12 protein-coding genes and 2 rRNA genes (1 of these 14 running past the window's edge) are annotated in these 14,733 nt (G+C 64.9%); 3 read left to right on the plus strand and 11 right to left on the minus strand.

Annotated elements, in window-relative coordinates; genetic code table 11:
• Positions 1 to 129 precede the first annotated feature (129 nt).
• From rodA to FIV34_RS17995, 5 genes are read right to left on the minus strand one after another with little or no spacing between them, the layout of a single operon-like run.
• The gene (gene rodA / locus FIV34_RS17975) at positions 130 to 1,221 is read right to left on the minus strand and encodes a rod shape-determining protein RodA (RefSeq protein WP_139986071.1); all 1,092 of its coding nucleotides are present in this window, start codon (positions 1,219 to 1,221) and stop codon (positions 130 to 132) included.
• Between the two features lie 25 nt (positions 1,222 to 1,246).
• Positions 1,247 to 3,262, minus strand: coding sequence for a penicillin-binding protein 2 (gene mrdA / locus FIV34_RS17980; protein WP_139984889.1), 2,016 nt, complete (start codon positions 3,260 to 3,262; stop codon positions 1,247 to 1,249).
• Entirely contained in the window at positions 3,259 to 3,750 is a 492-nt protein-coding gene (gene mreD, locus FIV34_RS17985; protein WP_139984890.1) for a rod shape-determining protein MreD, read from the minus strand. The genes mrdA and mreD overlap by 4 nt, the downstream gene beginning before the upstream one ends.
• Positions 3,747 to 4,766, minus strand: a complete 1,020-nt coding sequence (gene mreC, locus FIV34_RS17990; RefSeq protein ID WP_139984891.1) for a rod shape-determining protein MreC — start codon at positions 4,764 to 4,766, stop codon at positions 3,747 to 3,749. Before mreC ends, mreD begins: the two co-directional genes overlap by 4 nt.
• Before the next feature lie 38 nt (positions 4,767 to 4,804).
• Entirely contained in the window at positions 4,805 to 5,851 is a 1,047-nt protein-coding gene (locus tag FIV34_RS17995; protein ID WP_045831253.1) for a rod shape-determining protein, read from the minus strand.
• 279 nt (positions 5,852 to 6,130) lie between these two features.
• Here FIV34_RS17995 and FIV34_RS18000 point away from each other — a divergent pair, with 279 nt between their 5' ends.
• From FIV34_RS18000 to FIV34_RS18010, 3 genes are all read left to right on the plus strand, one after another.
• A complete protein-coding gene (locus FIV34_RS18000; protein WP_139984892.1) occupies positions 6,131 to 7,066 on the plus strand; it encodes a carbohydrate kinase family protein in 936 nt (311 codons plus the stop codon).
• A 156-nt stretch (positions 7,067 to 7,222) separates the two neighbouring features.
• The gene (locus FIV34_RS18005) at positions 7,223 to 7,942 is read left to right on the plus strand and encodes a hypothetical protein (RefSeq protein WP_139984893.1); all 720 of its coding nucleotides are present in this window, start codon (positions 7,223 to 7,225) and stop codon (positions 7,940 to 7,942) included.
• 19 nt (positions 7,943 to 7,961) lie between these two features.
• Positions 7,962 to 8,603, plus strand: a complete 642-nt coding sequence (locus FIV34_RS18010; RefSeq protein ID WP_139984894.1) for a hypothetical protein — start codon at positions 7,962 to 7,964, stop codon at positions 8,601 to 8,603.
• A 35-nt stretch (positions 8,604 to 8,638) separates the two neighbouring features.
• Here the strand turns inward: FIV34_RS18010 and glpK are convergent, their stop codons facing one another.
• The 6 genes from glpK to FIV34_RS18040 all read right to left on the minus strand — a co-directional run.
• Positions 8,639 to 10,144, minus strand: coding sequence for a glycerol kinase GlpK (gene glpK, locus FIV34_RS18015; RefSeq protein ID WP_139984895.1), 1,506 nt, complete (start codon positions 10,142 to 10,144; stop codon positions 8,639 to 8,641).
• A gap of 10 nt (positions 10,145 to 10,154) precedes the next feature.
• Complete coding sequence (locus tag FIV34_RS18020; RefSeq protein ID WP_139986073.1) at positions 10,155 to 10,994, minus strand: MIP/aquaporin family protein; 840 nt, start codon at positions 10,992 to 10,994, stop codon at positions 10,155 to 10,157.
• A 41-nt stretch (positions 10,995 to 11,035) separates the two neighbouring features.
• Positions 11,036 to 12,550, minus strand: a complete 1,515-nt coding sequence (gene glpD, locus FIV34_RS18025) for a glycerol-3-phosphate dehydrogenase (RefSeq protein WP_139984896.1) — start codon at positions 12,548 to 12,550, stop codon at positions 11,036 to 11,038.
• A 204-nt stretch (positions 12,551 to 12,754) separates the two neighbouring features.
• Positions 12,755 to 13,522, minus strand: coding sequence for a DeoR family transcriptional regulator (locus FIV34_RS18030; protein ID WP_139984897.1), 768 nt, complete (start codon positions 13,520 to 13,522; stop codon positions 12,755 to 12,757).
• Between the two features lie 98 nt (positions 13,523 to 13,620).
• A 5S ribosomal RNA gene (gene rrf / locus FIV34_RS18035) occupies positions 13,621 to 13,735 on the minus strand.
• Between the two features lie 123 nt (positions 13,736 to 13,858).
• Positions 13,859 to 14,733 (minus strand): 23S ribosomal RNA (locus tag FIV34_RS18040) (it continues 2,010 nt past the right edge of the window).

Consider the following 14,733-nt stretch of genomic DNA (forward strand, 5'->3'; position numbering starts at 1 on the left):
TCGCGCCTAGCAGGCGCGGAAAGATTCGTGCGGGTCGTGCGCGATGCGCGGGCAGAACATCATCCATGCCCCGAAGCGTACCACGCAAAAGTGGCGCTTCCGGGGCCTTGCACGGCCTGCGTTCAGCCATTAATCGTGGAGTTTGCGATTGGCGTGGATGGACATGAGCACGCCGAAGCCTGTCAGCAGCGAGACGGCCGACGTGCCGCCGTAGCTCACCAGCGGCATCGGCACGCCGACCACGGGCAGGATGCCGGCGACCATGCCGCCGTTGACGGCCACGTATACGAAAAAGCTCATACCGATGGCGCCAGCCAGCAGGCGCGAGTAGGTGTCGCGCGCATTCATCGCGATCCACAGGCAGCGGCCGATGATGAAGGCGTACAGCAGCATGATGGCGATGACGCCGACCAGGCCAAATTCTTCGGAGAACACCGCGAAAATGAAGTCCGTGGTGTGCTCGGGCAGGAAGTCCAGGCGCGACTGCGTGCCGTGCTGCCAGCCCTTGCCGAACACGCCACCGGAGCCCACGGCGATCTTCGACTGGATGATGTGCCAGCCGTTGCCCAGCGGGTCCGATTCGGGATCGAGCAGGGTGCGGACGCGGTTGCGCTGGTATTCGTGGAGGAACTGCCAGGCCACCGGGATGGCCGCGCCCGCGCCGCCGACCAGCAGGCCGATGCGCCACCAGGCCATGCCCGACAGGAACAGCGCGAAGGCGCCCGCCCCCGCCACCAGCAATGCCGTGCCCAGGTCGGGCTGTTCGGCGATGAGCGCGGCCGGCACGGCGATCAGCAGGCCGACGACGATGATGTCTTTCCAGCCCGGCGGCAGCTGGCGGGGGTGCAGGTACCAGGCCACCATCATCGGCATGGTGAGCTTCAGCAGCTCGGAGGGCTGGAAGCGCATGAAGCCGAGATCGAGCCAGCGGTACGCCCCCCTGCCCTCGCCCAGCGCCGCCACCACGAACAGCAGCGCGGTGCTGCCTGCGTAGAGCCAGGGCGTCCACGAGCGCAGCACGGGCGGCGGGATCCGCGAGATCACCAGCAGCAGCACGCCGCCGAGGACGAAGCGCGCGGCCTGGCCGCCGACGAGGGAATAGTTGCCGCCGCCCGCGCTGTACAGCGTGGCCAGGCCCGCGCAGGCGAGCAGGAACAGGGCGAGCAGGAGCGGCAGGTCCAGGCGCGGCCGGGTAAGCAGGCGCAGCCCGAAACGCTTCATGCGGACGGTGAATTGCTGGAACACGTTACTGGTCCTCCCCGCTATCGTCGGGGGGTAGCTCGCTGCTTTCCGCCGGGGCGGGCTGGGCGCCCTGCACGCTGCTGTCGCTGGCCGGCGCGCTTTCCACCGGCGCATCCGCCGTGGCGATCGGCCCCGGGGGCAGCGGTTCCGGACGCGGGCCGCCTTCGTCGACCACCCACTGGTCGAGGATCTTGCGCACGATGGGGCCGGAATCCTGCGCGCCCCAGGCACCCGCTTCGAGCAGCACGGCGACGGCGATCTTCGGATCCTCGGCGGGCGTATAGGCGATGAACCAGGCGCGGTGGCGGGCGGCGAGGTAGGCGCTATTCTTGTTGTTGTCGTAGGCGTCGGTCTTGCGCGAGAAGCGCTCGGCCGTGCCGCTCTTGCCCGCCATCACGAACGGGAAGCCGATACCGACCTTCTTGCCGGTGCCCTTGCCCGAGTTGATCACGTCGACCATGCCCTGGTTCACCGCCTGCCAGTCGCTGTCGCGGCGGACCAGCGAGGGTCCTTCCGGCGGGAACGACTGCGCGACGCGCGGGCTGTCCACGCCATCCTGGGTATCCATGAGCAGGTGCGGCGCGTACGGGATACCGTGGCCAGCGAACGTGGCGATGGCATGCGCCAGCTGGATCGGGGTGACCGCCCAGTAACCCTGGCCGATGCCGGAGATGATGGTTTCACCCGGGAACCAGCCCGCCTTGGAACGCTTCGCCTTCCACTCGCGCGAGGGCAGCACGCCTTCCACCTCGCCGACCAGGTCGATCCCGGTCTTGCTGCCGAAGCTGAACTTCGACATCCAGCCCGACAGGCGGTCGATGCCCATGTCCAGCGCGAGCTTGTAGAAGTACGTGTTCGTCGAATGCTCGATGGCCTGCATCATGTTGACCGTGCCGTTGCCGCCGCGGTCGTCATCGCGATAGCAGCGGGTCTGGCCGGGAATGCAGAACTGGCCGTTCGAGAACACGGTGTCGCTCGGCCGGCGCAGGCCCAGGGTCAGGCCACCGAGGGCGAGCAGCGGTTTCACCGTCGAGCCGGGCGGATACACGCCGCGCAGGGCGCGGTTGTACAGCGGCTTGTCCGGGTCGTTGGTGAGCGCCTTGTAGTCCGCGCCACTGATGCCGTTGACGAACAGGTTGGCATCGAAGGTCGGGAAGCTGGCGAACGCGAGCACCTGGCCGTTGCGCGGATCGATGGCGATGGCCGCGCCCGCACGCCCGGCCAGGCCTTCCAGCGCGGCCTTCTGCAGGCGCACGTCGATCGAGAGGTAGATGTTCTTGCCCGGCGTGGGCGGCGTGGTGTCCAGCACGGCCTGGGTGCGGCCGTCGGCGTTCACTTCGACCAGCTCATAGCCCGGCGCGCCGTGCAGTAGCTTCTCGTAAGAACGTTCGATGCCGATCCGGCCGATATGCGTGGTGCCCTTGTAGCTGGCCTCTTCCTCGTCGTCCATGCGATCCAGGTCGTCCGCGTCGATGCGGCTGACGTAGCCGATGACGTGGGCGAATTCCGGCCCCATGGGATAGCGCCGCGTGAGGTACGGCACCACGTCCACGCCGGGAAAGCGCCAGCGGTTCACGGCGAAACGGCCGATTTCGTCTTCGGTGAGCTTGAGCTTCAGCGGCACGCCTTCGAACCGGCGCGCCTGCTTCACCTGCTTCTTGAACACGCTGATGTCGTCGTCGCTGAGCGGCACGACGGCGCCGAGGTTCGCCAGCATGGTGTCCATGTTGTCGACCTGCTCGGGCGTCACTTCCAGGCGGAAAGCCGGCACGTTGTCGGCGAGCAGCACGCCGTTGCGGTCGTAGATGAGGCCACGCGCCGGCGGGATCGCGCGCGGCTTGATCCGGTTCTGTTCCGAGCGCGCCGCGAATTCGTCGTGGTGGTACACCTGCAGGTACACGTAGCGCGTGCACACCGCGATGAGGCCAAGCAGGATCAGGCCAAAGCCGGCCAGCGCGCGGCGGCGAAACAACGCCACCTCACCGCGCGTTTCCTTGATGGAGGCGCGCCGGAGGCTCATGCCTCGTGGATGCGCAGGCGCGCACGCAGGTCGTCAAGGATCAGGAACAGGAACGGCCACAGGGCCGCACCCACGAAGGGCGAGATCCAGAAATCCGCGGGCGGCAGCGGATCACCGCCGAGCACGCGCACCAGCAGCAGGAGCACGCGGTCGTTGAGCAGGAAGCCGAGCACGGCCAGGGTCTGCTGCCACATGGGGAAGAAGCGCAGGCGCGAGCGGAAGCGCAGCGCGATGAACACCATGGCGGTGAGGCGCAGGGCCTGTTCGCCGAGCAGCATGCCGTCGAACAGGTCGGCACCGAGACCCAGGCAGAACGCCAGGCCAAGGCCCACGCGATCGCCGGACTGCAGGCACCAGTAGAGCAGCACCAGCGCGGGCCAGTACGGCTTGTACGGCGTGAGCGGGCCCGGCAGCGGAATCAGCATGAGCACGAGCGAGAGCAGCAGCGTGGCGGCGAACCAGAGCTGGCGGACGCGGGTCTTGTTCATGGCGTGGCTCCGTTCGCGCTGGTGGAAGCGCGTGCGGGCGCGCCGCTGGCGGTGGGTGCGGTGACCCGAGGCAGCGTCGGCGCGGGTGCCGGGGTGGCCGGCGGCGCGTTCGGATCCGGCGCCATGCCCGCCGGCGGGCCGGCGTTGGGCGCGAGGTCCGGCGGCCCGGCGTTCTCGGCCAGGTCGTGCAGCAGCAATACGTCTTCGCTGCGATCGAGGTCGGCGGCCGGCACCGCATTCGCGGCGAGGAAGGTGCCCGACGCGGTCTGGCCGACGTCGCGGATGGTGCCCACCGGGAAGCCAGTCGGGAAACGCCCGCCGAGGCCGGAGGTCACCAGCTTGTCACCCGCCTGCACGTCGGCCGAGACCGGGATGTTGGGCAGGGTCAGCATGTCGCCGGCACGCGAGCCGTACGCCACGGTGCGCAGGCCGGTGCGCTCGATGGTCACGGGAATGGCGTGGTTGGGGTCGGTGATGAGCATGGCCACGGACGTGGTCGGCATCACCTCGATGATCTGGCCCATGACGCCGCGCGCATCGATCACCACCTGCCCCGTCTTCACCTGGTCGCGGGCGCCCACGTTCAGCGTGATGCGATGGCGGAACGCGCCCAGGTCCACGCCGATGAGGCGGGCCAGCTGCACGTTGAGCGAGAGGCTGTGCTGGGTGTCGAGCAGTTCCTTCAGGCGCTGGTTCTGCTCGGCCACGGACGCCATGCGGTTGAGCTTGGCGTTGGCGAGCAGAAGGTCCTCACGCAGGCGCTGGTTGGCCTCGGTGAGGCGCTGGCGATCGGCGAACGCCACCGTGGCCGCCTGGAAACCCTGCGACGGCAGGCCAGCGATCCGGTAAACGGGTTCCACGATGATCGACAGTCCGTAACGGACATTGGCCAGCCACCCGCCGCGATGGTCCAGGACCATCAGCACGCAGGCCAGCGCGAGGTACACGATAAGCCGCAGCGTTCCCGCCACACCGGGCGAGAACAGCGGCGACTTATCGTCGCGATTAAGGGCCATGGATCAGCGCGCCCTGGCCGAGGCGGCGCGCGGGGGCATCATTCGAACGCGAAGAAATCGCTGCCGTGCTGGTCGATCATTTCCAGGGCCTTGCCGCCGCCGCGTGCCACGCAGGTGAGCGGGTCGTCAGCCACGGCCACATGCAGGCCGGTTTCCTCGGAAATGAGGCGATCCAGGTCGCGCAGCAGCGCACCACCGCCGGTGAGGACGATGCCACGCTCGGCCACGTCGGAGCAGAGCTCCGGCGGGGTCTGTTCCAGCGCTGCCTTCACCGCTGCCACGATGCCGGAGAGCGGCTCGTGCAGGGCTTCCAGCACTTCGTTGGAGTTGATGGTGAACATGCGCGGCACGCCCTCGGCCAGGTTACGGCCGGAGATCTCGATCTCGCGGACTTCGCTCTGCGGGAAGGCGCAGCCGATTTCCAGCTTGATCCGCTCGGCGGTGGATTCGCCGATGAGGGTGCCGTGGTTGCGGCGCACGTAGTTGATGATCGCTTCGTCGAAGCGGTCGCCACCCACGCGCACGGACTGCGAGTAGACGATGCCGTTGAGCGAAATGACCGCCACTTCGGAGGTACCGCCACCGATGTCCAGGACCATGGAGCCACGGGCCTCGTGCACCGGAATGCCGGCACCGATGGCGGCGGCCATGGGTTCTTCGATCAGGAACACGTCACGGGCACCGGCGCCTTCGGCCGATTCCTTGATGGCGCGGCGCTCCACCTGGGTGGAGCCGCAGGGCACGCAGACCAGCACGCGCGGGCTGGGACGCAGCATCCGCGAGCGGTGAACCTGCTTGATGAAATGCTGGAGCATCGCCTCGGTCATGGTGAAGTCGGCAATGACGCCGTCCTTCATCGGACGCACCGTGGCGATATTGCCCGGGGTACGGCCCAGCATGCGCTTGGCGTCGCCACCCACCGCGGCAACCGCGCGGGGGCCGCCCGGACCACGGTCCTGGCGAATGGCAACCACCGACGGCTCGTTCAGGACAATGCCCTGGCCGCGCACGTAGATGAGCGTATTGGCCGTGCCGAGATCGATGGAGATGTCGTTCGAAAAGAGTCCGCGGAACTTCTTAAACATGATGCGGCGGGCGCCCGTTAGCCGGAAAAAGTAAGCACGCGAGTCTAAGTTGCGCCCCCTTGCGGCGCAAGGGCGGAGAAGTTAAGAAAGCCTTGTAAGTCTGAATGATGCGATGGAATTCTGTACTGGATCCGTAATTCTGTACGTGATTGGGGAGTCGCCGCGGGGGGCATTTTTTAGTACGATCCGCCGGTTTACCGGAATGACGTCCGGCCCGGCTCCTGTACGCGTGCGCCCGCTGCGCCGCGACACCATTCATTTCTCAGGGTTGCTTACACGATGACTGCCGTAATCTGCGGATCGCTCGCCTATGACACCATCATGGTGTTCCAGGACCAGTTCAAGAACCACATCATTCCGGACCAGGTTCATATCCTGAATGTGTCGTTCCTGGTGCCGGCGATGCGCCGCGAGTTCGGCGGCTGCGCCGGCAACATTGCGTACAACCTGAAGCTGCTCGGTGGCGAGCCGATGCCGGTGGCGACCGTGGGCCAGGATTTCGCCCCGTACCGCGCGCACATGGAAAAGCACGGCATCCGCCTCGACGGCGTGCGCCAGTACGACGACATGTTCACCCCGCAGTGCTTCATCACCACCGACCTGGATAACAACCAGATCACGGCGTTCCACCCGGGTGCCATGTCCAACGCGCACGACAACCACGTGCGGGACATCCCCAACTACGAGTTCGGCATCGTCGCGCCGGATGGCCGCGAGGCCATGCTGCAGCACGTGGACGAGTTCGCTGCGCGCGGCGTGCCGTTTATCTTCGATCCGGGCCAGGCGATGCCGCTGTTCAACGGCGACGAGTTCCGCTCGATGATCGAGAAGGCCACGTACGTCATCGTCAACGACTACGAGTCGCAGCTGCTGCAGCAGCGCACAGGTTGGGACGCGGCGACCATCGCCTCGAAGGTCAAGGCCTACATCGTGACGCTCGGCCCGCGCGGTTCGCTCATCTACGCCGACGGCACCACCATCGAGATCCCGCCGGCACGCGAGCGCCAGGTGGTCGACCCGACCGGTTGCGGCGATGCGTACCGCGCCGGCCTGATCTTCGGCATCATGAAGAACCACGACTGGGCCACCGTCGGCCGCATGGCGTCGCTGATGGGCGCGCTGAAGGTCGAGCACCCGGGCACGCAGAACCAGTTCTTCACCTACGACCAGTTCGTCGCGGAGTTTGAAGAGCAGTTCGGTTACAAGCTGGCCTGATAAGGCTTGAATAAAGGGGCGGCGCAGCGATGCGTCGCCCCTTTTTCGTTGTGTGAGTCGTATTTTCTTGCGATGGCTGACCCTATAGGCGACCGCCAGAATCCGGCGCTAGACTCGCCGCGAGGAAGTCACCACCACACCAGGGGAAAAACGCACATGCTTCGACTGCCGCTGCTCATCGGCTTGCTCCTTGCCGCGCCCGCGATCTACGCCCAGAGCGCCGAGGCGCCTCACGTCAAGACCGATGATGCGTGGACGTACCGCGTCACCACGGAGAAGGGCGAGCACTTCGACCGCCGCGAGGTGGACAGCAAGGTGGAGCGTGTCAGCCACGACACCATCTACCTCGACGTGCAGCCCACCGGCGCCACGACGCCGCCGGTCGCCGAACTGTTTGGCACCGACTGGAGCAGCACGCGCCAGGCCTCGGGCAAACCCACCGTCATAGAACGGCCGTTCGTGTTTCCGTTGAGCGAAGGCAAGTCGTGGGACGTGAGCTACACCGCGATGAACCCCAACCCGATGTACTCGACGGAGACGTGGTCCTCGCACTACGTCGTGGTCGGCTGGGAAGACGTCGAAGTCCCCGCGGGAAAATTCCACGCCCTCAAGATTGAAGCGGAAGGCACGTGGAGCGGCATGACCACGGGTACGAGCGCATCCACCAACAGCTCGATCGGCACCACGGGTAATGGCGCCACCACGTCCACGACCGTCGCGGCGCCCCCGCATCCCGCGGAAGGTCGCACGTACCGCGCCTTCTGGTACGTGCCGTCGGTAAAGCGCGCCGTGAAATCGCTGATGGAGGAGTACAGCTCCAAGGGCGTGCGCGGTTATCGGCAGACGACGGAACTGGAATCGTCGAAGGTTAGTTAAACGGTACAGGGAGTCATGGATGTCCCCGCATCACCTTCGCTACATCGCAGGGTGGCTCGCCCTGTTCGGCATGGTCGCGTACCCAACGACCTCTCCCGCGTCGGGCGTGCCTGGCGGCTACGCTGCGGCCTGGCGCCAGTTGTGCCCGCTCATCGCCGATGCCCACGGGTTCGTTGATTCGGCGGCGTGGCGCGCCATGCTTCGCCTGCCTTCCGCGAACCAGCCGGGTCACGTCGATCATTGGACCTCGATCGAGACGGTTTCCTCCGATGAACCCTTTGGCTGGGGATCGCGCCTGCAAACCTCACGTTATGAGGCCGGCAGGACATCGGCGTGGATCGAGGACCCGCACCTCAACCTCAAAGAGGGGTATCGCTCCGAACTGAGCATCTCCGGGACATCGCCGGACGGACAGCTCGCTCTCGCAAGCGTCGAGAGTGCCATGGGCAAACTTGGCTTTCGGAAAATCGGCACGGTCGATCCTTATGGACGCGACGGTGAGTACGTTTTTGTCCGCGTGGCCGATCCGAACGAGCGGTTGAATGTACGGTTTGAGAAAGGGCCTGAAACCACGCCCGTGGTATCGGGCCTTACGTTGGTCGGTTATCGATGGGACAACCGCCGGGCTACTGCTCAAGTAAAAAACGCCTGCGAGCCTTAGCGTCTCGCAGGCGTTTCTTTACATCGACACGCGGATCAGTTGCGCGGCTTGAAACCCATCGTTGCGTTCACGGCCTGCTTCCAGCCGTCGTACAGGTCGTCGCGCGTTTCCTTGGTCATCGCGGGCTTGAACTCGCGATCCACCGCCCAGCGCTTGGCGATGTCTTCCTTGCTTGCCCAGAAGCCGACGGCGAGGCCGGCGAGGTAGGCGGCGCCCTGTGCCGTCGTTTCCTGCACCTTCGGGCGCAGCAGGGTCACGTCGAGGATGTCGGCCTGGAACTGGGCCATGAAGTCATTGGCGATGGCGCCGCCATCGGCGCGCAGTTCCTTCAGCTGGATGCCGGAGTCGCTCTGCATCGCTTCGAGGACGTCGCGGGTCTGGTAGGCCATGGATTCCAGCGCGGCGCGGATGAACTGCTCCTTGGTGGTGCCGCGGCTCAGGCCGAACACCGCACCGCGGACGTCGCTCTTCCAGTATGGCGCGCCGAGGCCCACGAACGCGGGCACGAAATACACGCCGTCGTTGTCCTTCGCGCGTTCCGCATACGACTGCGAATCCGAGGCCTTGCCGAGCATGCGCAGGCCATCGCGCAGCCACTGGATGACCGAGCCCGCGACGAAGATGCTGCCTTCGAGCGCGTATTCCACCTTGCCGTCCAGGCCCCACGCGATGGTGGTGAGCAGGCCATTCTTCGACGGCACCGCTTTCTCGCCGGTGTTCATCAGCATGAAGCAGCCGGTGCCGTAGGTGTTCTTCGCCAGGCCTTCCTCGAAACAGGCCTGGCCAAACAGCGCGGCCTGCTGGTCACCGGCGATACCGGCGATCGGCACCTCGCGGCCGAAGAAATGCTTGGCCAGCGTGTTGCCGTACACCTCGGACGACGACTTCACTTCCGGCAGCATCGCCTTCGGAATGTTGAGCATCTTCAGCAACTCATCGTCCCACTGGCGCTTGTAGATGTCGTAAATGAGCGTGCGCGAGGCGTTGGTGTAGTCGGTGACGTGCACCTTGCCGCCGGTGAGGTTCCAGATCACCCAGGTGTCGATGGTGCCGAACAGCAGCTCGCCCTTCTCGGCGCGCTCCTGTGCACCTTCCACGTGGTCGAGGATCCAGCGCACCTTGGTGCCGGCGAAGTAAGCGTCGATGAGCAGGCCGGTCTTCGCGCGGACCATCTCCTCGTGGCCTTCCTTCTTCAGGCGTTCGCAGATGTCAGCCGTCTGGCGCGATTGCCACACGATGGCGTTGTAGATCGGCTGGCCGGTGGCCTTGTCCCACACCACCGCGGTTTCGCGCTGGTTGGTGATGCCGATGCCTTCGATGCAGGCGGCGTCGATGCCGGAGCTGCTGATGACCTCGGTCATCGTCGAGAGCACGCTGGTCATGATCTCGCGCGGGTTGTGTTCTACCCAGCCCGGCTGCGGGAAGATCTGCGGGAACTCCCGCTGCGCGGTGCCGGCGATGTTGCCGTCGTGATCGAACAGGATGGTACGCGAGCTGGTGGTGCCCTGGTCGATGGCGAGGATGTATTTCTGCTTGCTCATCTGGGGCCTCTTAACGGGTGGGGTTGGACGAATTGCGGTTGGCGGCCTGGCGCGCTTCTTCCAGCGCACGCTGGCGTGCCGGCAGGAACGGATGGACCAGCAGCTGGTACGCGCCGCCACCCACCACGCCGCCGATCAACGGGCCGACGATGGGCACCCACCAGTAGTTGTCCGGTGAAGGCAGCGCCGACGACCCCCAGCCAGCGAAGAAGGCGAACAGGCGCGGGCCGAAGTCACGCGCCGGGTTGATCGCCCAGGCTTCGAGGTAGCCCATCGAGGCGCCGATGGTGGCCACCAGCAGGCCGATGATCAGCGCGCCGCTGTTGGCGCCCGGTGCGGTCTCGTTGTACTGCTCGGTGATGGCGAAGATGCCGAACAGCAAGAACGCGGTGAGGATGATCTGATCGGAGAGCGCATGCATCGGCGTGATCGCCAGGCCTGGGTGGGTGAAGAACACACCTGCCGCCCCGCCCGCTTCACGCGTGAGGTTGTGCGTTTCGTTGAAGTGGTCGATGACCGGCCCGAACAGCGCGTAGACGATGGCCGCGCCGAGGAAGGCGCCGATCACCTGCGCGATCCAGTACGGCACCACCTTCTTCCACGAGAAGTCGCGGAAGATCGCCAGGGCCAGGGTCACGGCCGGGTTGGCGTGGGTGCCCGAGACGGAGGCGGTCGCGTAGATGGCAATGGTGACCGCGAGGCCCCACGCGATACACACGCCCCAGTAGGCATTGAGGTAGGGACTCGGGTCGTAGAGCACGTACATACATGCCACGGAATCGCCGAAGGCGATGATGATGAACATCGCCAGGGCTTCGGATATCAGTTCGCCGATCTGTTGCCGCATGATCCGTCTCTCCATCGGTTTCATGGTTACGTAGCGCCGTGGCGTTACGGGTGGGTGGAGGTTCCCTTGGGGACCCGTTGATTGAGGTAGTCGGTAAGGCGCTGCACATCGTCCTTCGAGACGCGCAGGCCGATCTTGCTCCGCCGCCACAGCACGTCCTCGGCTTCCGTCACCCACTCATGGCGGACGAGGTAATCGACCTCCGCCTGGTAGAGATCGGACCCGAAATGCGTGCCGAGCGCCTCGAGGCCATTGGCTTCGCCGAGCAGGTCACGTGCGCGGGTGCCATACATGTGGGTAAGGCGCCAGGCAAAGGTTTCCGGCAGCCACGGGCGCGACGCACGGATATCGTCGGTGAGGGCATCGATGTCGCGTTCGCCGCCGCCGGGCAGCGGGCGCGCATCGGCGGTCCACGCGGGTTTGTCGTTGCCGAGCAGCGGGGCCAGCTTGTCGACGGCTTCCTCCGAGAGCTTGCGGAACGTGGTGAGCTTGCCACCGAAGACGTTCAGCAAGGGTGCGCCGCCGCTCTGGTCGATATCGAGGAGGTAGTCGCGGGTCACTTCGGAGGCGCTGCCCGCTTCGTCCTGCAGGAGCGGACGCACGCCGCTGTAGCTCCAGACCACGTCGGCGGGGGTGAGCTGCTTCTTGAAGTAGCGGTTCACCGCTTCGCACAGGTACTGGGTTTCCTCCGCATCGATGACCGGATGCGAGGGATCCGCCTTGTACTCGATATCGGTGGTGCCGATCAGGGTGAAGTCCCGCTCGTAGGGGATAGCGAAGACGATGCGCCGGTCAGGTTGCTGGAAGATGTACGCGTAGCGGTGGTCAAAGATCTTCGGCACGACGATGTGGCTGCCCTTGATCAGGCGCAGGGTGTGCGTGTGCTTCACGTGCGCCACGTCGTCGAGGAAGCTGGCGGCCCAGGGGCCGGCGGCGTTGACCAGGGCGCGGGCGCGGACGAAGTGACGCGAGCCGTCGCGTGCTTCCAGCTCGGCGATCCAGGTGTCGCCATCGCGGCGTGCGTTGACGCAGCGCGTGTGGGTTTCGATCTTGGCGCCGCGGTGCACGGCGTCCATGGCGTTGAGCACTACCAGGCGCGCGTCCTGCACCCAGGCGTCAGAGTAGACGAAGCCCTGGGTGAACTCGGCGCGCATCGGCTCGCCGGTGACGTGCTTGGCAAAGCGCACGCGGCGCGAGCCCGGCAAGGTGCGGCGGCCGCGGCCGAGGTGGTCGTAAAGAAACAGGCCGATGCGGATCATCCACGCCGGGCGCAGGTGCGGCTGGTGTGGGAGGACGAAGCGCAGCGGCCAGATGATGTGGGGTGCGGCACGCAGCAGCACCTCGCGCTCGGCGAGCGCCTTGCCCACCAGGGCGAACTCGAACTGCTCGAGATAGCGCAGGCCACCGTGGATGAGCTTCGTGGCGGCGCTGGACGTGTGCGAGGCCAGGTCGTCGCGCTCGCACAGCCAGACAGAGAGGCCACGCCCCACCGCGTCACGGGCAATGCCCACGCCGTTTACGCCACCGCCAATTACCAGGACATCGACCTGCTCAACCATTACATGCTCCGCTCGGCTAGGGGCGAAGGTGGCGTCGAAGGAGAAAACCCTACGTTCGGGTACGTTCGTTTTTTCGTTTTTACGCGGCATCCTTGCGCGATAACGAACATTTCACACGTCGATCCACGCTTCACTGGCGTCAAAGGAGCATATTCGAACACAAACGAACATCGCACGCTGCAATGCAGCGAAAACGGCCGATCGTTAGTCAGCAATGTGGAGCTGGGTGCCGGCGGCGGCGAGTACGGGGAGCAGCTCCTCAGGCGGCGCCTTGTCGGTGTACCAGGCGTGCACCCGGGAGAAATCGCCCAGGCGGACCATGGCGTTGCGGCCGATCTTGGTGTGGTCGGCGCCCAGGATGACCTGTCGCGAGTGGTCGATGATGGTCTGGGCGACGCGGACTTCGTGGAAGTCGAAGTCGAGCAGCGTGCCGTCGAGCTCGATGCCCGAGATGCCGATGATGCCGTAGTCCACCTTGAACTGGCGGATGAGCTCGATGGTGGCCTCGCCAGTGACACCGTGGTCACGGCCACGCACCACCCCGCCGGCGACGATCACCTCGAAGGTGGGGTTGTCGCTGAGCAGGATGGCGATATTGAGGTTGTTGGTGATGACACGCAGGTCGCGGTGCTCGAGCAGCGCGCGGCCGACATCCTCGTTGGTGGTACCGAGGTTGATGAAGAGCGACGAGCCATCGGGGATGTGCCGGGCAATGGCCTCGGCGATGCGGTGCTTTTCCGCCGCCTGCAGGGACTGGCGCGCGGCGTAGGCGACGTTCTCGACGCTGGAAGGGGCACTGACGCCGCCGTGGTAACGGCGGATGAGGCCGCCATCGGCGAGCAGGTTGAGGTCGCGACGAATGGTTTGCGGGGCCACGTCGAAGTGGGTGGCCAGCTCGTCGACGGCGACGAAACCTTCGCGCTGGACGATCGCGACGAGTTCTTCCTGGCGGCGATTAAGACGTAGATCCATAACCGTAGATTAGCCGATGCGAAAGATATTTGGTTTTGCCAAAACGCAGGCAAAAGAAAACCCGGTCTCAGATGAGACCGGGTTTCCGGGTGTAAGGCCCCTGGCGGTGACCTACTCTTGCATGGCTTGAGCCACACTACCATCGGCGCATGCGCGTTTCACTTCTGAGTTCGGGATGGGATCAGGTGGGACCACGCCGCTATAGCCGCCAGGGAAGGGGTGGGAGCAGCGCTTTTCGAGCGCCGGCTCCACAGAGGGTGTAAACGAGTGACAAGCGTCCGGGTTTTAGTCGAACAGCGAGTAAGAGATTAAGACGGTGAAGCGTCTTGGGGTTATATGGTCAAGCCTCACGGCTCATTAGTACACGTAAGCTCAATGCATTGCTGCACTTCCACACCGTGCCTATCAACCACCTAGTCTTGATGGTGCCTTAAGGAGAGTCTAGCTCTCGGGAGATCTCATCTTGAGGCGCGCTTCCCGCTTAGATGCTTTCAGCGGTTATCGCTTCCGTTCGTAGCTACCGGGCAATGCCATGGGCATGACAACCCGAACACCAGCGGAACGTCCACTCCGGTCCTCTCGTACTAGGAGCAGCCCCTCTCAAATCTCCAACGCCCACGACAGATAGGGACCGAACTGTCTCACGACGTTCTGAACCCAGCTCGCGTACCACTTTAAATGGCGAACAGCCATACCCTTGGGACCGGCTACAGCCCCAGGATGTGATGAGCCGACATCGAGGTGCCAAACACCGCCGTCGATATGAACTCTTGGGCGGTATCAGCCTGTTATCCCCGGAGTACCTTTTATCCGTTGAGCGATGGCCCTTCCATACAGAACCACCGGATCACTAAGACCTACTTTCGTACCTGCTTGATCCGTCGATCTCGCAGTCAAGCACGCTTATGCCTTTGCACACAGTGCGCGATGTCCGACCGCGCTGAGCGTACCTTCGTGCTCCTCCGTTACTCTTTGGGAGGAGACCGCCCCAGTCAAACTACCCACCATACACGGTCCCCGATCCGGATTACGGACCTAGGTTAGAACGTCAAGCACTTCAGGGTGGTATTTCAAGGATGGCTCCACCAGAACTAGCGTCCTGGTTTCATAGCCTCCCACCTATCCTACACAGAAGAACTCAACGTTCAGTGTAAAGCTATAGTAAAGGTTCACGGGGTCTTTCCGTCTTGCCGCGGGAACGCTGCATCTTC

The sequence above is a fragment of the Luteibacter pinisoli genome, from assembly GCF_006385595.1.
Classification (GTDB): domain Bacteria; phylum Pseudomonadota; class Gammaproteobacteria; order Xanthomonadales; family Rhodanobacteraceae; genus Luteibacter; species Luteibacter pinisoli.